A 20,906-nucleotide genomic window follows, 5' to 3' on the forward strand; every position below is an offset into this window, starting at 1 on the left:
CGTTTTCATTTGCACCTCTGAGTGTCTTGTATACCGCTCAAGCCGGAGTCGTCATGAAACGTCTGAAAGAACTCAATGGCAGCGCCGCTGAAGTCGAAGCGGCATTCTACGATGCCTTGCACCGCGCCGACCTCGAAGCGCTGATGGCGCTGTGGGCCGACGATGAAGAGGTCGTCTGCATCCACCCGGGCGGCGCGCGCCTGATCGGCCATGCCGCTATCCGCGCCTCGTGGGAAACCATTTTGGCGGGCGGCGGCCTGCACATCGTGCCCACGCAGCTGCATGAAACGCACAATCTGATGAGCTCCGTGCACACTGTGGTCGAAGGCGTCACCCAGGAGGAAGGCGGTCCGGCGCACCTGCTGGCCACGAACGTGTACGTGAAAACGCCGCGCGGCTGGCGCATCGTCCTGCACCACGCCTCCGTTGCCCCCGGCGGTGCGCCGGCCGACGCCACGGGAGCGCAGATCCTGCACTGATGACTTTCCCTTTGTCCTATACCGCGCCACTCTGGCTACCTGGCGGCCACGCGCAGACGATTTACCCGGCCGTGTGTCTCGCCAAGCCGGCCGTGGCCTTCCGCCGCGAACGCTGGCAAGCGCCCGATGGCGATTTCGTCGACGTCGACCTGGTCGACGGCCAGCCGGGCCAGCCCTTCGTGGTGCTGTTCCATGGGCTGGAAGGTTCATCAAGCAGCCACTACGCGCGCGCCCTGATGGCCGAGGTGGCGGCGCGCGGCTGGTCGGGCGCCGTGCCGCATTTCCGCGGCTGCTCGGGCGTAGCCAACCTGGCACCCCGCTTTTACCACTCGGGCGATGCGCAGGAAGTGGACTGGATCGTGCAGCGCCTGCGCCCGCGCGCGACAGGCAAGTTTTACGCGGCAGGCGTGTCCCTGGGCGGCAACGCCCTGCTGTGCTGGCTGGGCCAGTCGCAGCACCAGGCCGATTTCATCGATGCGGCCGCAGCCGTGTCCGCCCCCCTTGATCTGGCGCAAGGGGGCAAGGCCCTGTCTTCGGGCGCCAACCGGCTCTACACGCGCATGTTCCTGAACACGCTCAAGCCCAAATGCCTGGCCAAGCTGGAGCAGTTTCCCGGCCTGTTTGCGCGCGATGCCATGCTGGCCGCGCGCGACTTGCACGCCTTCGACAATGTCGTCACGGCGCCCCTGCATGGCTACCGCGACGCCGACGATTACTGGCACCGCGCCAGCGCCAAGCACGTCTTGCAGGACATCACCGTGCCGACCCTGGTGCTGAATGCGCAAAATGATCCCTTCCTGCCCGGGCGCTACTTGCCGCGCCGAGCAGCGCCGCAGGTCATGCTCGAGTATCCCCGCCACGGCGGCCATGTCGGCTTTGCCGCAGGCAAGTTGCCGGGAAGTACACGCTGGCTGCCGCAGCGCTTGATGCATTTTTTTGAAGGCGGCAACACGGCGCCATCGGCACCACAAAGCTGTCACGCTGCTAGCTCGCAAACGCACACGGAAAACGCTACACATGGATGAACTCGTCAAACAGGCGCTGGCCAAATGGCCCAACGTGCCCCACTGCTACGGTTGGCTGGGCCTCGATGCCCGCGGCAACTGGCGCATGCGCGACCAGCAGGCGCAACAGCAACAACTGCCCGGCGACAAGATCGCCCACGTGGCCCTGTTGGGATTTATCAACCGTAATTACGACCATGACGAACGCGGCTGCTGGTTTTTCCAGAATGGCCCGCAGCGCGTCTACCTGAACCTGGAAGCGACGCCGTATATCGCCCGCAGCGATCCGCAGCACGGTTTCATCCTGCAGACAGGCGCACCGCTGGCGGCCATCGATGCCGCCTATCTGTGCGACAACGGCGCGCTGATCCTGCTCCAGGGCGACAGCGTGGCGCAGGTCGATGACCGCGACATGGCGCATGTGCTGCCGTCGCTGCGCGTCGACGGACAGGTGGCCGGAGACGAGGCCCTGCTGGCCTGGCTGGAAAATGCTCAGGGAAACCTGGTGTTGTTGCATGACGGCAAGGAGATTGCCGTGCAGCCGCTGGCCTACGCCAGCGTGCCGCAAACCTTCGGCTTCCAGCGCGCGCCGCAAGCCGAATAAGCACTAGCCCTTCTGGTCCTTGATCTGTTCACGGCGCTTTTCCTGCAGTTCACGCTCGCGCGCATCGATCACGGCCTGGTCATAGAAAGTCGCGTCCGTCGATTTACGGGCGATCGTCAGCTGGTCCAGCGCGGCCATGGTGGCGCCCTGCAGCACGTAGGATTCGGCCAGCGCCATGTGCTGCAAAGTCATCTTGCCCTGGTCCGCATACGATTTCGCCAATAAGTCATACAGTTCCGGCTCTTCCTTGTAGAGCTGCACCTGGTCGCGCAGGTACAAAGTAGCCTGCTCCAGCTTGCTGGCAGCTATCAACGCTTCCGCATATTGGTGGGCAATGCCACGCGAGAGGGGAAACTGCTGGCGCGCCGCATCGGCCGCCTTCAGGGCTTGCTGCGCCACCTCCTTCTTCTGCGCCGGCATCAGCAGCACTTCCAGCGCCATCGCCGCCAGCAGCGAATTGGGACCCTGCGTGCCACCCGAAGTAAACACATTCGGCCCGGCCGGCCGGTGCAGGGCGGCATTGGCCGCGTCGAGTTCCTTCTGCGCCTCGGCCGGCTTGCCCTGCTTGACGGCGACAAAGGACAAGCCGTAATGGGCGGCCACCACCTGGAAGCGGCTTTGCTGCTCCAGCTGCGTCTTGAACACCGCCTTGGCATTCAACAACCCTTGCACGCTTTCATCCTGCAGCACGCGGGCGCGGGCGCGGGCCAGGTGAAAACTCAGGCTGTCAGGACGCTGCTTGTAAGGCTGCTCGCGGATGCGCGCCTGGATGTCGGCGATGCGCTCCGTCGTCAGCGGGTGGGTCTGCAGGTAGGCGGGCATCAGGTCGCTGTACGAACGGCTGGCCGCCTGCATGCGGCCGAAGAAGGCCACCATGCCGGTGGTGTCGAAGCCGGCTTCGCCCATGATCTGGAAACCGATGCGGTCCGCCTCGCGTTCGGCGTCGCGGCCAAAATTGAGCTGGCGCTGGATGGCCAGGCCCTGGCCGGCGGCAAACACGCCCAGCGCCACATCGCCGCCCGCGCGCGATGCCAGCGCCGCCAGCAGCATGGCCGCCAGCGGCATCAAGGCATCCTGGCGCTGCTGGCCCAGCATGCGTGCGATATGGCGCTGCGCCACGTGGCCGATCTCGTGCGACAGCACGGATGCCAGTTCCGCCTCCGTTTGCGCCGCCAGCACCAGCGCCGAATGGACGCCGATGAAGCCGCCGGGCAAGGCAAAAGCGTTCAATTGGGGATCACGCACGGCAAAGAAGAAATAGTCGTAATTCGTTTCCCCGCGCACGCTGGGTCGCGCCGCCACGAGGGCGTTGCCAAAGGTATTCAGGTATTCCAGCAAGGGAGCGTCGTCGAGGTAGTCGCGGTCGCCGCGGATGCCGCGCATGATTTCCTCGCCGATCTTGCGCTCCATCGCCGGCGACAGGTCATCGCGCGAGGTATCGCCCAGGTTCGGCAAGTTCGGCGCTGGCGGCACGGCCAGCGGCGTCCAGCTGCCGGCCGTCTTGGCCGCCACACTGGGGGCCGGCGCCGTCGGCGCGGACGTATAGGTCTGCGCCAGCGCAAACGGCGCCGCCAGCCACAATGCAGCCAGCGCGGATGCGCGCCGGGAGCCGCGCAACCATGCCGCACCGGCGTTTTCAAGTACGATCGGAAGGGTAGTTTTTGAATTCACGGGTGCTATCATACCTTGTTAGCGGCGCCCATTCCCACGCGACAAGCATGCGCCACGCCAGTGGCATGACGTCGTGGCCCGGCGTGCCGCATCTCCACTCCTCACCTATTTTGACGCCATGACAACAGCAGACAAGCAAGCCCCCACCGGGGAATTGACCCATTTCGACGCCACGGGCCAGGCCCATATGGTGGACGTGGGTGCCAAGGAAGACACGCGCCGCAGCGCAGTGGCCGCCGGCACCATCCGCATGCAGCCCGCCACCCTGGCATTGATTATTTCCGGCAACGCCAAGAAAGGCGACGTGCTGGGCATCGCCCGTATCGCCGCCATCATGGGCGCCAAGCGCACCAGCGATCTGATTCCCCTGTGCCACCCGCTGGCATTGACGCGCGTCACCGTCGACTTCGAAGTGGAGGTAGCGGCCAACAGCGTGCACTGCCGCGCCCAAGTCGATACCACCGGCAAGACGGGCGTGGAAATGGAAGCGCTCACTGCCGTGCAAATCGGCTTGCTGACAATTTATGATATGTGCAAGGCCGTCGACCGGGGCATGGTCATGACCAATGTGCGCGTGCTGGAAAAGCATGGCGGCAAGTCGGGCGATTGGCACGCGGAGGTGTAATTATGCCGCCTGGCGCGCCAGCTGGTCCTGGACGCGGCGCAAGTCGCACAGCAGCCAGACGGCACTGGCCAGGCACAGCACGATGATGGCCACGGACAGGGGCAGGTGGAATTGCTCCAGCCCCACCAGCGCGAAGCCGGCATGGATCAGACACGTGCCCACGCCCAGCGCGGCGCACACGCCCGCATACAGACCCGCCCGTGTGGTGCTCAGCAGCACATGCCGGTAACCGGCCACCACCAGGGCAATCGCCGCCAGATTAAATACCAGGAAACCCTGGATGCCGCCCGGCACATGGAACATTTCCCATTCGCGCCAGTAGGCAGCATCGACCTGATGCAGGATCAACAACAACATCGTCCAGAAATAGCTGCGTGCCATAAGATTTACATTCATCAATATTGACGTAATTGTAAAGGCAGAATCACGCCCCGGCATGCGTGCGTGGCATTTTTCAATGCCAAGTTGAATTTCATTGATATAAGTGCTTTTTCATCAAGAAATCATGCATACTGCGAACCGACAATATCAAGATGAGTATCGCATGACAAGCAACAAGCCCGCCGCGGAAAGCAAGCTCCAGGACTTCGAATTCGAGGCGATGAATCTGCAGGTGGGGGGACGCATCCAGTTCATCACGCACCGCACCATCAAGCCCATCCAGCATTTCTCGACACTGATCGGCTACGTGAAAGACGAGTACCTGATCGTCAAGATTCCCATGGAAAACGGCGCCGCCATCGTGCTCAACGAGGGCGACAAGCTGACCATCCGCGTGTTTTCCGGGGTCACCGTGTGTTCGTTTGCCTGCAGCGTGCTGCGCATCTTCGGTCGCCCCCTCAATTATGTGCACCTGAGCTTTCCCGACGCCATCCAGGGCACCAGCCTGCGCACGGCCATGCGCGTGAAAGTGGACATTCCGGCGCAGCTGAGTTACCGCGACGTGGCGCCCGTGCCCGTCTTCATCGTCAACCTCAGCGTCTCAGGGGCACTGATCGAGGCGCCCAGCATGCTCACGCCAGACGACGAGGGTGTAGCGCTCAGCTTTACCCTGCTGGTGCAGCCGAACAAGCATCAGATGCGCGTCAACACGCGCGCGCGCATCCAGAACGTCAGCGTGGGCAAGCCATCGAATGGCCATGCGACCGACGTCGCCGAAATCTATACGTATGGCGTGCAATTCATCGACCTGGAACCCACACACTACACCCTGCTGCAAAACCTCACTTATGAAGCGCTGATCGCGGACCGGCAAAAAATCGTCTGACACTGGCGCGGCAGGCGCCGCTCACTGGGTCGCCACCACCTTGGGAATATTGTTCCGGGTGATGGCTTCCCTGGCCGCCGCATTCGTCACGCTGGTGCTGTTGAACCAGCTCAGGCTGCTGCTACCGAGCTGCAACTCCATGGTCACCGTCTGGCCGCCCATGCCGCTACCCAGATCGCCCGCCAGGGTCAGCTCGATATTGCCCTTGTCGACCTTGGCGCCGGACACTTCGCGCGTCGGGCTAAACACGGGGATGGCGCTGGGCACGGCTTCGGTGGGAGTGCTGCAAGCGGTCGCCAAGCCCCCGTTTTCCTGCACGCACAGGGCCACGGCTGTCTTCAGGGGCGCAGCGGCCGCCAGCACGTTGCTGACCTTGGCCCGCATCGTATAGTCGCCGTACTGGGGAATGGCCACGGCCGCCAGGATGCCGGCGATAGCCACCACGATCATCAGCTCTATCAGGGTAAATCCGCTCTGCGCGCGCATCGTCTCCTCCCATTGTGCACATGCTCGTGCCGTGCACGGTGCAAGCGCCATGCCAGCAGCGCGCCCGGGCAGCGGCGGTACACGTGGAAAGAAAAGCGACACTTTTGGGCAGGTTCGGACCAGCGCCGTCGGCCCAGGCCGGGAAGCGGCCTGTCTTGCGGACAAAAAAAAGGAGCCGAAGCTCCTTTTTTGTACTGCGTGAACCAGGCTGGAATTACAGCATGGCTTTCAGCAGACGCGCCATTTCCGACGGGTTTTTGGTCACGGTGATGCCGCAAGCTTCCATGATTTCCAGCTTGGCTTGTGCCGTGTCAGCACCGCCCGAGATCAGCGCGCCGGCGTGGCCCATGCGCTTGCCTGGAGGAGCGGTCACGCCAGCGATGAAGCCAACGACCGGTTTTTTCATGTTGTCTTTGATCCAATACGCCGCGTTGGCTTCGTCCGGACCGCCGATTTCGCCGATCATGATGACCGCGTCGGTATCTGGATCATCATTGAACATCTTCATGATGTCGATGTGCTTCAGACCGTTGATAGGGTCGCCGCCGATGCCGACTGCCGACGATTGGCCCAGGCCCAGTGCGGTCAGCTGACCCACTGCTTCATAGGTCAGGGTACCCGAACGCGATACCACGCCGATGCGGCCTTTTTTATGGATGTGGCCTGGCATGATGCCGATCTTGATTTCGTCTGGCGTGATCAAGCCTGGGCAGTTAGGGCCCAGCAGCAAGGTTTTGCTGTTGGCTTTAGCCATGCGGTCTTTCAGGGCCATCATGTCACGCACAGGAATGCCTTCGGTGATGCAAATGGCCAGATCCATTTCAGCTTCAACAGCTTCCCAGATCGCCGCTGCCGCGCCTGCTGGCGGCACGTAGATCACGGACACGTTGGCGCCGGTTTCTTTTTTCGCTTCGGTGACGTTAGCGAAAATTGGAATGCCTTCGAAGTCTTCGCCGGCTTTCTTCGGGTTCACGCCTGCCACGAAGGCAGCTTTGCCGTTCGCGTAGTCGCGGCAACCGCGGGTGTGGAACTGGCCGGTCTTGCCGGTGATCCCTTGGGTTACGACTTTGGTATCTTTATTGATCAGAATGGACATGTTGATTCCTTAATTAAGCTTGACCAGCAGCGGCGGCAACGACGCTCTTTGCTGCATCTTCCATGGTGTCGGCTGCGATGATAGGCAGACCGGAATCGGCCAGCATCTTTTTGCCCAGGTCTTCGTTGGTGCCCTTCATGCGCACGACCAGCGGTACGTTCAGCGAGACGGCTTTCACCGCGGCGATCACGCCTTCAGCGATCACGTCGCAACGCATGATGCCGCCGAAAATGTTCACCAGGATGGCTTTCAGGCCTGGGTTTTTCAGCATGATCTTGAACGCTTCGGTCACTTTTTCTGCCGTGGCGCCGCCGCCGACGTCCAGGAAGTTGGCTGGCTCGCCGCCGAACAGCTTGATGGTGTCCATGGTGGCCATGGCCAGGCCGGCGCCGTTCACCAGGCAACCGATGTTGCCGTCGAGCGAAATGTAAGCCAGGTCGAATTTCGACGCTTCGATTTCAGCTGGATCTTCTTCGTCCAGATCGCGCAGGGCGACGATTTCCGGATGACGGAACAGGGCGTTCGGGTCAAAGTTGAACTTGGCGTCCAGGGCGATGACCTTGCCGCTGCCGGTGACGATCAGCGGATTGATTTCGGCCAGCGAGCAGTCGGTTTCCCAGTATGCTTTGTACAAGCCTTGCAGGTTGACGCGGGCGTCGGCGATGGAACCGGCAGGCACGCCGATTTTGGTCGCGATGTCGTCTGCCTGGGCATCGGTCAGGCCTACGCCTGGATCGATGGTGACGTGATGGATCTTCTCAGGGTGGCTCTCGGCCACTTCTTCGATGTCCATGCCGCCTTCGGACGAAGCCATCAGAACGATTTTCTGGGTGACGCGGTCGGTGACCAGCGAAACGTACAGTTCTTGTTTGATGTCGGCGCCTTCTTCCACCAGCAGGCGGTTGACTTTTTGGCCTTCGGCGCTGGTCTGGTGCGTGATCAGCTGCATGCCCATGATCTGGTCAGCGTATTGCTTGACCTGTTCGATCGATTTTGCCACTTTCACGCCGCCGCCCTTGCCGCGACCACCTGCGTGGATCTGCGCCTTGACGACCCATACCGGACCGCCCAGGGTTTCCGCAGCCTTGACGGCTTCGTCGACGGACATGCACGGAATACCGCGTGGTACCGTCACTCCATACTGCCGGAGGATTTCTTTGGCTTGATACTCATGGATTTTCATGCTGGCTTCCCTTCTGATACTGATTTGTAAAAATACGGTTAGTGGTGCAAAAAAAACAGGAAAAACAGCGCCGGGGTCACGCTTTGGCTACCCAGCGCGGGTAATACTGTGCAACCGCCCCGCCATCGGTGCGCAGGGCGTGGCATTTGTCGAGTTGAAACGGCTTTTCATGCGGCAAATCAGCATTCTCACCGTCGCGGGTCGACCAGACATCGCCGGCAAATGCCTGAACCGTCGCAGTCGGCAAGACTTGCGCCAGTTCGGTCAAATGGGTACAGCCGGCGATTCCCGCCAGGCGCTGTTTCAAGTCGCGGCGGAAATTCTTCAATAAATTCAAACCGATCAGCGCCGTGTAAGCGGGGCCGATGGTATCGCAAAAACCGGGATAGGGCACGGCATCGGAGGCAGCTTCGGCCTCGACGATGGTCAGTTCGTGATCGACGGTAATGCGCAAGTGGAGGTCATGCAGGGGAGTGCCAGCGGGGCGGGGGCCGGAGGCCAGCATCGCGTCATAGCTTTTGATATCGGTAATTCGGGCGTCAATATCCCACAGGCCGTCGTCGCGCACATACGCTTGGACGTCGATAACGCGGGAGTGCCGTAGGGCGCGCCGGGATACAGGAGTTGACAGGGGCATAAGACCGATGCCGCTTGCGCGGCCATAATTTAGTAAGCAGCCATGTGCATAAAGCACGCTGTTCGCAGCTTCTACGAACAGCAACCGCACCTGCGGCGCCGCAAAAACCCTAAAAGTGTAGCACATTGGGCGCTGGTTGCGCCGCAACATAATTTTTCATTGCTTCGATAAAAACATTTCAAAGCATAAGGAGAACACATGAAAATTTACGTAGTTATCACATTCAGTGATGATTGATATGCGCGCCTGGGAGCGTGAACCGCATCCAGTTGCCACCACCGCACCGATATCGCACAGCGCTGGTAACGCTCGCCACGTGCAGCGCAACAATCTGCCGCCGGTCTGACAGGACGATGACCGAAGAAAGATCCTTGCAAAGAAAATAATGGCAAACAGCAAGGCCCGCCTGCCCGAGCAAACGGGACATCGTGCGGACTTGTTGTAGAAGGAACACAGCGCGGCCTGGGCGGGTATGCCGGCAACACACAGGCGCGCGTGAAAGCAGACAGAACCGCGCCAGTCGCCGCCTAGTCGTCCTCGGGCTCCAGCCCCTTCAAGGCCACCTGCACGGCGCGCTGCGAAAAGCCGCGCTGCATCAGGAAGCGTACCTGCTTGTTGCGCTGTTCGGCATCCTGCGCCACTTCACCGAATTTGCGACGCCACACTTCGCAGGCGCGGGCGGTCTCGCCTTCGGCCAGGCCCGCCTTGAGTTCCTGCAGCGCTTCGCCGGCAATGCCATGGCTTTGCAATTCCGCCATGATGCGGCTATTGCCGAAACGGGCCGAGCGGCGGTGGATCAGCGATTCGGAAAAACGCTCCTGCGAGAGCCAGTTGGCCTGTTCCAGGCTGTCGAGCAAGGCTTCCACATCGTCGCCTTCCTGCGCATGCCGCTGCAGCTTGCGCCGCAATTCCATGCGGCTGTGTTCACGCATCGACAAAAAGCGTAGCGCCCTGCCCTTCAGGCTTAGTTGTACTGCAGCCATACACCCACCTTGTCTTTCATTCCACGATCACAGCACCCAAACACAATCGCCGCCCGGCGCAACAGCGCGGGACGGCGATCAGGGTCCTACCTTGCGGCAAGCCATGCATAGGTCGGATTAGGCCCCTTGGGCCGTAATCCGACAACATTGTTGACGTCTGTGGTGTTGTCGGATTACGCGCGGCTTTGCCGCGCTAATCCGACCTACTCTGCCTTGGCTTCCGCAGCCTTGGCAGCCTTGTCGGCGGCTTTATCCGCTTTTTCCGGCTTTTCAGCAGCCAGCGGTGGCAGTTCGCGCACGCCCAGCGAGGCGCGGACCTTGTTTTCGATTTCGCGGGCCAGCGCCGGACGCTCTTGCAGGAAGGCACGGGCGTTGTCCTTGCCCTGGCCGATGCGTTCGCCGTTGTAGCTGTACCACGAACCGGATTTTTCCACGATCTTGGCATCCGAGCCCAGGTCCAGGATTTCGCCTTCGCGCGAGGTGCCGGCGCCGTACAGGATGTCGAAGTGCGCTTCCTTGAACGGTGGCGCGATCTTGTTCTTGACGACCTTGACCTTGGTTTCGTTGCCGATCACTTCGTCGCCCGACTTGATCGAGCCGGTGCGGCGGATATCGAGGCGCACGGAGGCGTAGAATTTCAGCGCGTTGCCGCCAGTGGTCGTTTCCGGACTGCCGAACATCACGCCGATCTTCATGCGGATCTGGTTGATGAAAATGACCAGGGTATTCGTGCGGTTGATGGAACCGGTCAATTTACGCAGGGCTTGCGACATCAAGCGCGCTTGCAAGCCTGGCAGGGAATCGCCCATGTCGCCTTCGATCTCGGCGCGTGGCGTCAGTGCTGCCACGGAGTCGATGACGACCAGGTCGACGCTGCCCGAACGCACGAGGGCGTCGCAGATTTCCAGAGCCTGCTCGCCCGTGTCCGGTTGCGAGATCAGCAATTCATGCAAGTTCACGCCCAGCTTTTGCGCGTAACCGACGTCGAGCGCGTGCTCGGCATCGATAAAGGCGCAAGTGCCACCCAGTTTTTGCATTTCAGCAATGGTTTGCAGGGTCAGCGTGGTTTTACCTGACGATTCCGGACCGTAGATTTCCACCACGCGGCCGCGCGGCAAGCCGCCAACGCCCAGCGCGATATCGAGGCCGAGCGAACCTGTCGACACGACTTGCACTTCTTCGATCACCGCGCTGGCATCCATGCGCATGACCGAACCTTTGCCAAACTGCTTCTCGATCTGCGCCAGTGCGGCGGCGAGCGCCTTGGCTTTTTCCGATGCGGGTACTACAGCTTTTTTATCGTCCATATGTTCTTTCAGCCGTTCTACAGTTGCAGATTCACGTGAATCCTGCAGCCTGCGATAGCGCCAGTGGGTTAAATTCTTTATACAGACAGTACTGTATAAAAAAACAGTGATCAATGCAAGCGGAACGTGGATTTGTTTTGAAACAGATCAATACAACCCTGTTTTTCACAAAAACTATCCACCTTGCGGAAAATGAAACACAATACAGACTTCAGATGTCCTGATGTTGCAAGCATAGGAAGTTCACCATGCGTATTTTACTTGCCGAAGATGACAGCGTGCTGGCCGATGGCCTGACCCGCTCGCTGCGCCAGTCCGGTTATGCGATCGACTACGTCAAGACCGGCCAGGAGGCCGATACGGCCCTGTCCACCCAGGAATTCGACCTGCTGATCCTCGACTTGGGCCTGCCGAAGATGTCTGGCCTGGAAGTGCTGCGCCGGCTGCGCGCGCGCGCCTCGCTGCTGCCGGTGCTGATCCTGACGGCCGCCGATTCCATCGAACAACGCGTCAATGGCCTCGACCTGGGTGCCGATGATTATATGGCCAAGCCGTTCGCGCTGTCGGAACTGGAGGCAAGAGTGCGCGCCCTGACGCGCCGCGGCGCTGGCGGCGGCGCCACCGTCATCAAGCACGGCCCGCTCAGCTACGACCAGGTGGGGCGCAGCGCCTACATCAACGACCAGATGCTCGACCTGTCGGCGCGCGAACTGGGCTTGCTGGAAATCCTGCTGGGTCGCACCGGCCGCCTCGTTTCGAAAGAGCAACTGGTCGACCACCTGTGCGAATGGGGCGAAGAGGTATCGAACAACGCCATCGAAGTGTATGTGCACCGCCTGCGCAAGAAGATCGAGGTGGGCGGCGTGCGCATCGCCACCGTGCGCGGTCTCGGCTATTGCCTGGAAAAATACTCGGAAGCGGCGCGCCTGAACGCCGAAGCGAGTGAGGCGGCAGGCCCGGCCAGCGGCCCCGCCAGCAAGTGAAGCCGCGCGAGGCGCCTGCGGACGAGGCGGACGACGACGACTGGTTCGAGCCGCCCACCACGGAGCAGGATGACACCATCGAACATTCGCTGTTCGGCGAAATCCTCGACTGGATGCTGGCGCCCTTGCTGCTGCTGTGGCCGATGAGCATCGCCATCACCTATCTGGTGGCCAAGGGCATCGCCAATCAACCGTTCGACCACGCGCTGGAAGACAGCGTGACGGTGCTGACGCAGCAGGTCAAGCAAGCCGACGGCGCGATGCTGCGCCGCGTGCCGGACAAGAACGGCAACAGCAAGGGCCGCGACTTCCTGCGCGGCGACGATGTCGACACCCTGTATTACCTGGTGGTGGGCGGGCACGGCGAATACCTTGACGGCGACCGCGACTTGCCGCCGCCGCAGGATCCCGATAAATACCGCAGCGGCATGGTGCTGTTTCGCAACGACACCATCCATGGCACGCCCGTGCGCGTGGCGTTCAGCTATCTCGACATGCCGTACAGCACCGACGACGAACCGCGCCGCATGCTGGTGCAAGTGGCCGAGACGCTGGAAAAGCGGGCCCAGCTGGCCAATGAAATCATCAAGGGCGTGATCTTGCCGCAGTTCATCATCCTGCCCGTGATCCTGGCCCTGGTCTGGTTTGCCCTGGCGCGCGGCCTGTCGCCGCTGGCGCAATTGCAGGAACGCATACGCGCCCGGCCACCCGACGATCTCTCCCCCATCGAATCGGGCCAGGTGCCCGAGGAAATCACGCCGCTGGTCGGTTCGCTCAACGAGATGCTGGCGCGGCTATCTCTGTCGATCGACATGCAGAAACGCTTCATCGCCGATGCCGCGCACCAGATGAAAACGCCGCTGGCCGGCATGCGCATGCAGTCCGAGCTGGCCCTGCGCCAGACCGACCACGATGAAATTCACCGCTCGCTGCTGCAACTGGCGAAAAGCTCGGAAGCGGCCACGCGCCTGGTGAACCAGCTGCTGGCACTGGCGCGCGCGGAAAACCAGCCGCAGGCGGGTACGGCGTTCGAACCGATCGAGCTGAGCGAACTGGCACGCGGCGTGGTGCAGGACTGGGTGCAAGCTTCGTTTGCCCAGCATATCGACCTGGGTTTCGAACAGCCTGCGTATTCGATCATGATTTCCGGCAATGCCATGATGCTGCGTGAACTGCTGAGTAATCTGATCGACAATGCCCTGCGCTACACGCCGTCCGGCGGCAGCGTCACGGTGCGCGTGCGCAGCACCCTGGAACTGGCCATCCTGGAGGTGGAAGATACGGGTCCCGGCATCCCCCAGGCCGAGCGGGCCCACGTGTTCGAACGCTTTTACCGCATTCTCGGCAGCAACGTCGACGGTAGCGGCCTGGGCCTGGCCATCGTGCGCGAGATTGCTCAACAGCATGGCGCCGAAGTCGATATTTTTAACAATCCGCGCGCGCAGTCGCCGAAGCTGCCGGGCACCTTGTTACGCCTGAGCATTGCCCTGCTGTTGCCGGACGCGCCCGAAGAGGATGAGATCACGTATGGATAAGCCCAGCCTTCCTGCGGCGCCGCTGCGGCCGGCGCGCACGCCCAGCCCCGAGCTGCAGGCGCGCCTCGCTGTGCACTGGCACAAGACGCGGCGCCTGACGGCCATCCTGCTGCTGATCTGGCTGCTGACGGGCTTTCTGACCGTGTTTTATGCGCGCGAACTGTTGCATCTGAACCTGTTCGGCTGGCCGCTGCCCTTCTATATGGCGGCCCAGGGCGCTTCGCTGGTGTACCTGGCCATCATCGCCTTCTATGCCTGGCGCATGCGGCGCCTGGACCGGGATTTTCATGCAACGGAGCAAACATGAGCGGCCAGCGCAGCTTCTTTGCGCGGCTGTGCCGATACTACCTCCTGTTTACCGCCGGTTTCGCCGCCTTCCTGCTGGCCCTGTCGGTACTGGAACAGGAAGGCATGCCGCGCGCCTGGATCGGCTACCTGTTCATGCTCGTCACCATCACCCTGTACGCCACCATCGGCGTCATCAGCCGCACCTCGAACGTCACCGAATACTATGTGGCAGGGCGCAGGGTGCCGGCCATGTTCAACGGCATGGCCACGGCCGCCGACTGGATTTCGGCCGCCAGCTTCATCAGTCTGGCCGGCGGCCTGTACCTGAACGGCTTCGACGGCCTGGCCTTCATCATGGGCTGGACGGGCGGCTATTGCCTGGTGGCGCTTTTGATCGCCCCCTACCTGCGCAAGTTCAGCCAGTACACGATTCCCGACTTCCTCGCCGCCCGCTACGGCAGCGGCGCCGACAAACGGGGGGCCAGCGTGCGCGTGGTGGCCGTGGCCGCCACCATCATCGTGTCGTTTACGTATGTGGTGGCGCAAATCTACGCCGTCGGCCTGATCGCCTCGCGCTTTACGGGCGTGGATTTTTCCGTCGGCATCTTCCTGGGCCTGGCCAGCATCCTGGTCTGCTCTTTTCTTGGCGGCATGCGCGCCATTACCTGGACGCAGGTGGCGCAGTACATCATCATCCTGGTCGCCTTTCTGATTCCCGCCATGTGGCTGTCGGTCAAGCATGCGGACAACCCTGTGCCGCAGATCGCCTACGGCAAGGTGTTGCCGCAACTGAGCGCGCGCGAACACCTGCTGGAAACGGACCCGAAAGAAAACGAAGTGCGCGCCATCTTCCGCCAGCGCGCGCAAAGCTACCAGGAGCGTATCGCCGGCTTGCCCGGTTCCTGGGAGCAAGGCCGGCTGGCGGCCCAGCGCCAGCTCGATAGTTTGCGCCAGCGCAATACCTCGCTGTTCGATATCCGCAACGCAGAGCGCTACCTGATTGCCTATCCGAAGAGCCCGGACGAGGCACGCGTGCTGTGGCAGGCGGCGCAGACGCAGAACCAGAAACGCGCCGAACCGATCATTCCACACGCGCAGCCGTTTCCCGCCGCCGACCGCGAGCAGTCCGACATCAAGCGCAACAATTTCCTGGCCCTCGTGTTTTGCATGATGCTGGGCACGGCCGCCCTGCCGCACATCCTGATGCGATCCTATACCACGCCCTCCGTGCACGAAACACGTGTCTCCGTCTTCTGGGCCCTGTTTTTCATCTTGCTGATCTATCTCACAATTCCCGCGCTGGCCGTACTGGTCAAGTACGATATTTACTCGGCACTGGTAGGCACGCAATACACGAACCTGCCCACATGGGTGTCGTACTGGGCCAATGTGGACAAGCTCAGTCCCCTGATCAGCATCGTCGACGTCAACCGCGACGGCATCGTGCAACTGGCGGAAATATCCATCGACGCCGACGTGCTGGTGCTGGCCACCCCCGAGATCGCCGGCCTGCCCTACGTGATTTCCGGCCTGGTGGCGGCCGGCGGCCTGGCCGCCGCCCTGTCGACGGCGGACGGCTTGCTGCTGGCCATTTCGAATGCCCTGTCGCACGACATCTATTACAAGGTGGTCGATCCCAGCGCCTCGACGCAAAAGCGCGTGACGATTTCAAAACTGCTGCTGCTGGCCGTGGCCTTCATCGCCGCCTATGCGGCCTCGCAAAAGCCGGCCGACATCCTGTCGCTGGTGGGCGTGGCCTTTTCCCTGGCCGCATCGACCCTGTTCCCACCGCTGGTGCTGGGTGTCTTCTGGCAACGCGCCAATTACCAGGGGGCGCTGGCCGGCATGCTGGCCGGCTTTGGCGTGTGCCTGTATTACATGCTGCACACCAGCACCATGCTGGGTGGCAATGCCAGCGGTCAATGGATGCATATCGCGCCCATTTCCGCCGGCATCTTCGGCGTGCCTGCCGGCCTGGCCGCCGCCATCCTGGTCAGCTGGCTGACACCGGCGCCGGGTCGGCGCAGCATGGGGCTGGTCGAGCATATCCGGGCGCCGGAGTAATGGCATGAAAATACCTGGCGGGACTCGCTAAAAATTGCCGCAAATGATAGCCTAGAGGAAATATTATTCAAAATGAATACTATATCTTGCAACTTGATGCGGAGTGTCCATGCGGTCCAGCCTTGCCTGCCTTACCCTTACTGCCCTGTTATCGAGCACCATCAGCATGCCGGCCCATGCCGCGGCATCCATTACGCCGGCAGCGGCAATTCCCGCCTCCGATTTCTTTGCCAATGCCACGCTCAGCGGCGCCGTGCTGTCGCCGGACGGGCGCCACGTGGCCGTGCTGGTCAGCGCCAAGGACGGCCGGGTCCAGCTCTACACGGTGGACTTGCCCAGCATGAAGGTCGCGGGCCTGACCTCGTTCGAAGACGCCGATATCAGCAGCATCGCCTGGGTCAACGAGCGGCGCATCGTATATAGCGTGATGGATCGCAATATCGCGCAGGGCGACGTGCAATACGGACCGGGCCTGTATGCGATCAATATTGACGGCAGCGGCTACCGCCAGCTGGCCAGTAACACCTATTCGCGCAAAGCGACGCACGGCGCGCGCGAGATGCTGAGCTGGAATACGCGGCTGCTCAGCGCCAGCGGCGACCGCGGCACGGACGACGTGTATGTCACGGAAGCCCACTTCAGCGCCACCGGCACCCTCTCGCAATCGTTGCTGCGCCTCAATACCGTGACCGGCATCAGCAAGCTGGCCGCCAGCATGGCTGATGCCCAGGGATGGCTGCTGGACCAGCAGGGCGACGTGCGCATCGCCCTGACGGTGAAGGACAACAAGCGCACCCTGTATTACCGCGACAATGCCGCAGCTCCTTGGCGCAAGCTGCGCGAGAGCGACGTGTACCAGGCGGAGGCGGGCGACTTCTCGCCGGCCTTCTTCGATGCCAAGGGCAACTTCTATGTGCATGCGGCCTACAAGGGCGCGGCCGCCGTATACCGCTACGACCTGGCCGCCGGCGCCATCCAGGGCGCGCCGCTGGCAAACACGCCCGGCTACGATTTTGCCGGCATCCCCGTCCAGGGCAGCAAAGCCTTGCTGGGCATGCGCTTTGAAACGGATGCCGCCGGCACGGTCTGGTTCGACAAGACGCTCGACGCCGTCCAGGCCAAGGTCGACGCACTGCTGCCGGCCACGGTGAATGTCCTGTCCGTGGCCAAGCGGGCGGAGACGCCGTTCGTGCTGGTGACGGCCAGTTCCGATGTGCAGCCAGCCAGCGTACTCATCTTTAATACCGAAACGGGCCAGCTCATGCCTGTCGGCAGCAGCCACCCGGCCATCGATCCACTGCAAATGTCGCACAAGACCCTGGTGCGCTACCAGGCCCGCGATGGCCTCGACATCCCGGCCTACCTGACCCTGCCCAAGGGGCATGCCGGCAAGAACCTGCCCATGGTGGTCATGGTGCACGGCGGCCCCTGGGTGCGCGGCGGCCACTGGAACTGGAACCGCGAAACCCAGTTCCTCGCCTCGCGCGGCTACGCCGTGCTGGAGCCGGACTACCGCGGCAGCACCGGCTATGGAGATGCGCACTACAAGGCAGGCTGGAAGCAATGGGGCTTGAAGATGCAGGACGATATCGCCGATGGCGCCCGCTGGGCCATTGCCAAGGGCTATGCCGACCCGCAGCGCATCTGCATCGCCGGCGCCAGCTACGGCGGCTATTCCACACTGATGGGCTTGCTGAACGATCCCGATCTGTTCAAGTGCGGCATCAACTGGGTGGGCGTGACCGACATCAACATGATGCGCGACGGGCACTGGACGGGCGATTCCGACCTGGCCGACTCTTACAAGAAGAGTGGCATGAAGGACATGGTCGGCGATGCCGTGCTTGATGCAGCGCAACTGCAAGCGACTTCGCCGCTGCAGCAGGCGGCCCGCATCAGGCAGCCTTTGCTGCTCGGCTATGGCGGCGCGGACCAGCGCGTGCCGGCAAGCCAGGGCCGCCTGTTCTACCAGGCCGTCAGCAAGACCAATCCCAACGTGGAATGGGTGCTGTATAACGAGGAAGGTCATGGCTGGGCGCTGCAAAAAAACAATGTCGATTTCTGGAGCCGCGCCGAGAAACTGCTGGCGCGCAGCATTGGCCCAGCCAGCGCCGCCGGTGCCGCCGCAGCCGTTCCCACCGCCATGCCCTGAACCGCATGCCGGGCGCCGTATGCGCCTGGCATGCGGCCGCCCGCCACCTCTCCCCCGTACATCGCCGATGACTGTTCCAGCCTTCCTGTGCGCTGCCCTGGCGGCGCGCATCACCCAGCCCCTGCTGATGGCATACGGCACCGCCGACCAGCGGGTACCGCTGTACCACGGCAAGCCGTTTTATGAGGCCGTCAAACAGCACAAGCGCGACGTCGGATGGGTGGTGTACGACGAGGAAGGGCATGGCTGGACGCTGCCGAAGAACCGCATCGACTTCTGGGGCCGGGTGGTGAAATTTCACGACAGAACTATCGGAAAAGACAGCGCGGCCACAAAAAAGGAGTAGGCTGGAGGGCCGTTCCATTTACGAGGAAATCCCATGTCGTCTGGAAAAATTCTTGTTGCCCAGGGAGGCGGCCCCACCGCCGTCATCAACCAGTCGCTGGTGGGCGTGGTGCTCGAATCGCGGCGTTTTCAACATGTCACGCGCGTGTATGGCGCGCTGCACGGGGTGCGCGGCATCGTCAATGAAGAATTCGTTGATCTGACGCAGGAAACCAGCCACAACCTGGAACTGGTGGCAGCCACGCCCTCGTCGGCGCTCGGCTCCACGCGCGACAAGCCCGACATCGCCTACTGCCACCAAATCTTCGAAGTGCTGCGCGCACACGAGATCGAACATTTCTTTTACATCGGCGGCAACGACTCGTCCGACACAGTGCGCATCGTCAGCGAGGAAGCGCACAAGGCTGGCTATCCGCTGCGCTGTATCCACATCCCGAAAACCATCGACAACGACCTGGTAGGCAGCGACCACACGCCAGGCTTTCCCTCCGCCGCGCGCTTCGTCGCCCAAGCGTTCGCCGGCGCCAACCTCGATAACGCCGCCTTGCCCGGCGTCTACGTGGGCGTGGTGATGGGCCGCCACGCGGGCTTCTTGACGGCCGCCTCGGCACTGGGCAAGAAGTTCCCCGATGATGGCCCGCATCTGATCTACCTGCCCGAAAGAATCTTCGTGCTGGAGCAATTCCTTGCCGACGTGAAAGCCACGTATGAAAAATACGGCCGCTGCGTGATCGCCGTCTCGGAAGGCATCCACGATGCCTCGGGCGAGCCCATCGCCAGCCTGCTGGCCAAACAGGTGGGCAATGAGGTGGAACGCGATGCGCATGGCAATGTGCAATTGTCGGGCACGGGCGCGCTGGCCGACCTGCTGTGCGACGAAATCAAGGCCAAGCTGGGCATCAAGCGCGTGCGCGGCGATACCTTCGGCTATCTGCAGCGCTCCTTCATCGGCTGTGTCTCTGATGTAGATCAACGCGAAGCCCGAGAAGTGGGAGAAAAGGCGGTGCAATTCGCCATGTGGGGCGACCGCGACGGCTCGGTTGCCATCAAGCGCACGGGCTTTTATTCCGTCGACTACGAACTGCTGCCCCTGACGGACGTGGCGGGCAAGACACGCACCATGGAAGATGAATTCATCAGCGCCAGCGGCACGGACGTGACGGATGCCTTCCGCCTGTATCTGCGCCCGCTGCTGGGCTCAGGCATGCCCGATGCCTTCCGCCTGCGGGCGGCGAAGGTGGCAAAGGTGCTGAAACCCTAGCTGGACTCCGCCAGTAATAGCGGCCGCAGCTTGACGGCCGCCTCCTTCAACTGCGGCACGTGCTGCATCAGCTGTTCCACGGACTTGCGCGCCACGGGCGCGTGGCAGGCGACGGCCGCCACGATACGCCCGTCGGCCGCGCAGATGGGCACGGCAACGGCCACCATGCCGTGCACGAATTCCTCGTCGTCGATGCCGATGCCCAGACGGGCGATGCGCACAATCTCGCGCTCAATCAGCACGGGGTCCGTGATGCTTTTCGGCGTGCGCGCTTCCAGTGTCAGCATGGCCAGCAATGCACGCCGCTCCAGCAAATTCATGTGCGCCAAGAACAGCTTGCCGCTGGCCGTGCAATGCATGGGCGCACGCGTGCCCAGCACCAGATGCAGGCGCAGCGGTTCCTGGGTTTCCACCCGGTCCACATACACGATGGCATTGTTTTCGGGAATGGCGAGATTGCACGTCTCGCCCGTGGCTGCCACCAGGCTGCCCAGGATGCTGCGGCTCACGCGGATCAGGGCATTGTTGCGCAAGGTCGCCAGCGCCAGGTTGGTTGAAGCGGCACCAGGCACGTAGCCGCGTCCCACGGGCGTGCGCAGCACATAGCCATGTTGCTCCAGGGTATCGAGCAGGCGCATCATGCTGGCCTTGGGCACCTGCATGCGCGCGGCCAGCTGCGACAGGGTCAAGGGCTGGCTGGCGCTGGCCAGGTGCTCGTTCAGGCGCAGCACGCGCAAGCCCCGCGCCTCGTCGCCATGGCTGGCTACCGCGCTGGTAGCCGCTGCGCCGCCCGCCGAGCTGTCTTCTTCGGCCTCGGCCTGCCGTTTTTGAAACGCATCATGCATGTTCTGTTTCACCTCTCGCGTATGCGGCTGTTTCCGCTTGTCCCGGTGCTGCACGTCTTTTATAAATGGAACCATACGTTCCACAAACAAC

Annotated in this window: 21 protein-coding genes; 12 read left to right on the forward strand and 9 right to left on the reverse strand. The window is 62.2% G+C overall.

Annotated elements, in window-relative coordinates:
* The first annotated feature begins 53 nt into the window (after positions 1 to 53).
* Genes ACQ4WZ_RS17160 through ACQ4WZ_RS17170 form a run of 3 tightly spaced genes read left to right on the forward strand, consistent with a single transcriptional unit; the run spans position 54 to position 2,087 of the window.
* Positions 54 to 479 (forward strand): YybH family protein, encoded by a 426-nt coding sequence (locus ACQ4WZ_RS17160; protein ID WP_101482932.1) that lies wholly within the window; start codon positions 54 to 56, stop codon positions 477 to 479.
* A complete protein-coding gene (locus tag ACQ4WZ_RS17165; RefSeq protein ID WP_436574051.1) occupies positions 479 to 1,504 on the forward strand; it encodes a YheT family hydrolase in 1,026 nt (341 codons plus the stop codon). The genes ACQ4WZ_RS17160 and ACQ4WZ_RS17165 overlap by 1 nt, the downstream gene beginning before the upstream one ends.
* Positions 1,497 to 2,087 carry a DUF2946 family protein gene (locus tag ACQ4WZ_RS17170; protein WP_436574052.1) on the forward strand — a complete coding sequence of 197 codons (591 nt, stop codon included), beginning with the start codon at positions 1,497 to 1,499 and terminating at the stop codon, positions 2,085 to 2,087. The genes ACQ4WZ_RS17165 and ACQ4WZ_RS17170 overlap by 8 nt, the downstream gene beginning before the upstream one ends.
* Positions 2,088 to 2,090: 3 nt before the next feature.
* Here the strand turns inward: ACQ4WZ_RS17170 and ACQ4WZ_RS17175 are convergent, their stop codons facing one another.
* The gene (locus tag ACQ4WZ_RS17175) at positions 2,091 to 3,677 is read right to left on the reverse strand and encodes a M48 family metallopeptidase (protein WP_495542713.1); all 1,587 of its coding nucleotides are present in this window, start codon (positions 3,675 to 3,677) and stop codon (positions 2,091 to 2,093) included.
* A gap of 199 nt (positions 3,678 to 3,876) precedes the next feature.
* Between ACQ4WZ_RS17175 and moaC the strand changes: the two genes are divergently transcribed.
* Positions 3,877 to 4,383, forward strand: coding sequence for a cyclic pyranopterin monophosphate synthase MoaC (gene moaC / locus ACQ4WZ_RS17180; RefSeq protein WP_101482935.1), 507 nt, complete (start codon positions 3,877 to 3,879; stop codon positions 4,381 to 4,383).
* Here the strand turns inward: moaC and ACQ4WZ_RS17185 are convergent, their stop codons facing one another.
* The gene (locus ACQ4WZ_RS17185; protein WP_436574053.1) at positions 4,384 to 4,764 is read right to left on the reverse strand and encodes a DUF6713 family protein; all 381 of its coding nucleotides are present in this window, start codon (positions 4,762 to 4,764) and stop codon (positions 4,384 to 4,386) included.
* A gap of 163 nt (positions 4,765 to 4,927) precedes the next feature.
* Between ACQ4WZ_RS17185 and ACQ4WZ_RS17190 the strand changes: the two genes are divergently transcribed.
* Positions 4,928 to 5,650: a flagellar brake protein gene (locus tag ACQ4WZ_RS17190; protein ID WP_436574054.1), complete on the forward strand. Its 723-nt coding sequence runs from the start codon at positions 4,928 to 4,930 to the stop codon at positions 5,648 to 5,650.
* Positions 5,651 to 5,671: 21 nt separating this feature from the next.
* Here the strand turns inward: ACQ4WZ_RS17190 and ACQ4WZ_RS17195 are convergent, their stop codons facing one another.
* The 6 genes from ACQ4WZ_RS17195 to recA all read right to left on the reverse strand — a co-directional run bounded on the left by ACQ4WZ_RS17195 (position 5,672) and on the right by recA (position 11,342).
* Positions 5,672 to 6,136: a pilin gene (locus ACQ4WZ_RS17195; RefSeq protein WP_436574055.1), complete on the reverse strand. Its 465-nt coding sequence runs from the start codon at positions 6,134 to 6,136 to the stop codon at positions 5,672 to 5,674.
* Between the two features lie 214 nt (positions 6,137 to 6,350).
* Positions 6,351 to 7,232: a succinate--CoA ligase subunit alpha gene (gene sucD, locus ACQ4WZ_RS17200; protein WP_034746085.1), complete on the reverse strand. Its 882-nt coding sequence runs from the start codon at positions 7,230 to 7,232 to the stop codon at positions 6,351 to 6,353.
* Positions 7,233 to 7,245: 13 nt separating this feature from the next.
* Complete coding sequence (gene sucC, locus ACQ4WZ_RS17205) at positions 7,246 to 8,415, reverse strand: ADP-forming succinate--CoA ligase subunit beta (RefSeq protein ID WP_101482939.1); 1,170 nt, start codon at positions 8,413 to 8,415, stop codon at positions 7,246 to 7,248.
* Positions 8,416 to 8,491: 76 nt separating this feature from the next.
* Entirely contained in the window at positions 8,492 to 9,052 is a 561-nt protein-coding gene (locus tag ACQ4WZ_RS17210) for a DUF2889 domain-containing protein (protein WP_101484746.1), read from the reverse strand.
* Between the two features lie 527 nt (positions 9,053 to 9,579).
* On the reverse strand, positions 9,580 to 10,035 hold the full coding sequence (gene recX / locus ACQ4WZ_RS17215; protein WP_101482940.1) for a recombination regulator RecX: 456 nt from the start codon (positions 10,033 to 10,035) through the stop codon (positions 9,580 to 9,582).
* 203 nt (positions 10,036 to 10,238) lie between these two features.
* Entirely contained in the window at positions 10,239 to 11,342 is a 1,104-nt protein-coding gene (gene recA / locus ACQ4WZ_RS17220; RefSeq protein WP_101482941.1) for a recombinase RecA, read from the reverse strand.
* 248 nt (positions 11,343 to 11,590) lie between these two features.
* On the opposite strand from recA, the gene ACQ4WZ_RS17225 reads away from it, so the two are divergent.
* The 7 genes from ACQ4WZ_RS17225 to ACQ4WZ_RS17255 all read left to right on the forward strand — a co-directional run bounded on the left by ACQ4WZ_RS17225 (position 11,591) and on the right by ACQ4WZ_RS17255 (position 19,970).
* Complete coding sequence (locus ACQ4WZ_RS17225) at positions 11,591 to 12,325, forward strand: response regulator (protein ID WP_099761989.1); 735 nt, start codon at positions 11,591 to 11,593, stop codon at positions 12,323 to 12,325.
* Complete coding sequence (locus ACQ4WZ_RS17230; RefSeq protein WP_243857925.1) at positions 12,322 to 13,860, forward strand: sensor histidine kinase; 1,539 nt, start codon at positions 12,322 to 12,324, stop codon at positions 13,858 to 13,860. Before ACQ4WZ_RS17225 ends, ACQ4WZ_RS17230 begins: the two co-directional genes overlap by 4 nt.
* Positions 13,853 to 14,167, forward strand: a complete 315-nt coding sequence (locus ACQ4WZ_RS17235) for a DUF4212 domain-containing protein (protein ID WP_101482942.1) — start codon at positions 13,853 to 13,855, stop codon at positions 14,165 to 14,167. Before ACQ4WZ_RS17230 ends, ACQ4WZ_RS17235 begins: the two co-directional genes overlap by 8 nt.
* Complete coding sequence (locus ACQ4WZ_RS17240) at positions 14,164 to 16,212, forward strand: sodium:solute symporter family protein (protein ID WP_436574056.1); 2,049 nt, start codon at positions 14,164 to 14,166, stop codon at positions 16,210 to 16,212. Before ACQ4WZ_RS17235 ends, ACQ4WZ_RS17240 begins: the two co-directional genes overlap by 4 nt.
* 166 nt (positions 16,213 to 16,378) lie before the next feature.
* Positions 16,379 to 18,364 carry a S9 family peptidase gene (locus ACQ4WZ_RS17245; RefSeq protein ID WP_436574057.1) on the forward strand — a complete coding sequence of 662 codons (1,986 nt, stop codon included), beginning with the start codon at positions 16,379 to 16,381 and terminating at the stop codon, positions 18,362 to 18,364.
* Between the two features lie 67 nt (positions 18,365 to 18,431).
* Positions 18,432 to 18,710 carry an alpha/beta hydrolase family protein gene (locus ACQ4WZ_RS17250; RefSeq protein ID WP_436574058.1) on the forward strand — a complete coding sequence of 93 codons (279 nt, stop codon included), beginning with the start codon at positions 18,432 to 18,434 and terminating at the stop codon, positions 18,708 to 18,710.
* A gap of 33 nt (positions 18,711 to 18,743) precedes the next feature.
* Entirely contained in the window at positions 18,744 to 19,970 is a 1,227-nt protein-coding gene (locus ACQ4WZ_RS17255) for a 6-phosphofructokinase (RefSeq protein ID WP_101482944.1), read from the forward strand.
* Here the strand turns inward: ACQ4WZ_RS17255 and ACQ4WZ_RS17260 are convergent.
* Complete coding sequence (locus ACQ4WZ_RS17260) at positions 19,967 to 20,815, reverse strand: IclR family transcriptional regulator (protein WP_436574059.1); 849 nt, start codon at positions 20,813 to 20,815, stop codon at positions 19,967 to 19,969. The genes ACQ4WZ_RS17255 and ACQ4WZ_RS17260 overlap by 4 nt on opposite strands.
* Between the last annotated feature and the right edge of the window lie 91 nt (positions 20,816 to 20,906).

This window comes from Janthinobacterium darwini (assembly GCF_051380905.1).
Taxonomy (GTDB): domain Bacteria; phylum Pseudomonadota; class Gammaproteobacteria; order Burkholderiales; family Burkholderiaceae_D; genus Janthinobacterium.

What these genes read in the sequence shown, in the direction of transcription:
- recA (WP_101482941.1), bottom strand. Translation starts at nt 11,342, where the DNA reads ATGGACGATAAAAAAGCTGTAGTACCCGCATCGGAAAAAGCCAAGGCG.
- sucC (WP_101482939.1), bottom strand. Translation starts at nt 8,415, where the DNA reads ATGAAAATCCATGAGTATCAAGCCAAAGAAATCCTCCGGCAGTATGGA.
- moaC (WP_101482935.1), top strand. Translation starts at nt 3,877, where the DNA reads ATGACAACAGCAGACAAGCAAGCCCCCACCGGGGAATTGACCCATTTC.
- ACQ4WZ_RS17190 (WP_436574054.1), top strand. Translation starts at nt 4,928, where the DNA reads ATGACAAGCAACAAGCCCGCCGCGGAAAGCAAGCTCCAGGACTTCGAA.
- ACQ4WZ_RS17160 (WP_101482932.1), top strand. Translation starts at nt 54, where the DNA reads ATGAAACGTCTGAAAGAACTCAATGGCAGCGCCGCTGAAGTCGAAGCG.
- ACQ4WZ_RS17245 (WP_436574057.1), top strand. Translation starts at nt 16,379, where the DNA reads ATGCCGGCCCATGCCGCGGCATCCATTACGCCGGCAGCGGCAATTCCC.
- ACQ4WZ_RS17240 (WP_436574056.1), top strand. Translation starts at nt 14,164, where the DNA reads ATGAGCGGCCAGCGCAGCTTCTTTGCGCGGCTGTGCCGATACTACCTC.
- ACQ4WZ_RS17225 (WP_099761989.1), top strand. Translation starts at nt 11,591, where the DNA reads ATGCGTATTTTACTTGCCGAAGATGACAGCGTGCTGGCCGATGGCCTG.
- ACQ4WZ_RS17235 (WP_101482942.1), top strand. Translation starts at nt 13,853, where the DNA reads ATGGATAAGCCCAGCCTTCCTGCGGCGCCGCTGCGGCCGGCGCGCACG.
- sucD (WP_034746085.1), bottom strand. Translation starts at nt 7,232, where the DNA reads ATGTCCATTCTGATCAATAAAGATACCAAAGTCGTAACCCAAGGGATC.
- ACQ4WZ_RS17170 (WP_436574052.1), top strand. Translation starts at nt 1,497, where the DNA reads ATGGATGAACTCGTCAAACAGGCGCTGGCCAAATGGCCCAACGTGCCC.
- ACQ4WZ_RS17260 (WP_436574059.1), bottom strand. Translation starts at nt 20,815, where the DNA reads ATGCATGATGCGTTTCAAAAACGGCAGGCCGAGGCCGAAGAAGACAGC.
- ACQ4WZ_RS17195 (WP_436574055.1), bottom strand. Translation starts at nt 6,136, where the DNA reads ATGCGCGCGCAGAGCGGATTTACCCTGATAGAGCTGATGATCGTGGTG.
- recX (WP_101482940.1), bottom strand. Translation starts at nt 10,035, where the DNA reads ATGGCTGCAGTACAACTAAGCCTGAAGGGCAGGGCGCTACGCTTTTTG.
- ACQ4WZ_RS17165 (WP_436574051.1), top strand. Translation starts at nt 479, where the DNA reads ATGACTTTCCCTTTGTCCTATACCGCGCCACTCTGGCTACCTGGCGGC.
- ACQ4WZ_RS17185 (WP_436574053.1), bottom strand. Translation starts at nt 4,764, where the DNA reads ATGGCACGCAGCTATTTCTGGACGATGTTGTTGTTGATCCTGCATCAG.
- ACQ4WZ_RS17210 (WP_101484746.1), bottom strand. Translation starts at nt 9,052, where the DNA reads ATGCCCCTGTCAACTCCTGTATCCCGGCGCGCCCTACGGCACTCCCGC.
- ACQ4WZ_RS17255 (WP_101482944.1), top strand. Translation starts at nt 18,744, where the DNA reads ATGTCGTCTGGAAAAATTCTTGTTGCCCAGGGAGGCGGCCCCACCGCC.
- ACQ4WZ_RS17250 (WP_436574058.1), top strand. Translation starts at nt 18,432, where the DNA reads ATGACTGTTCCAGCCTTCCTGTGCGCTGCCCTGGCGGCGCGCATCACC.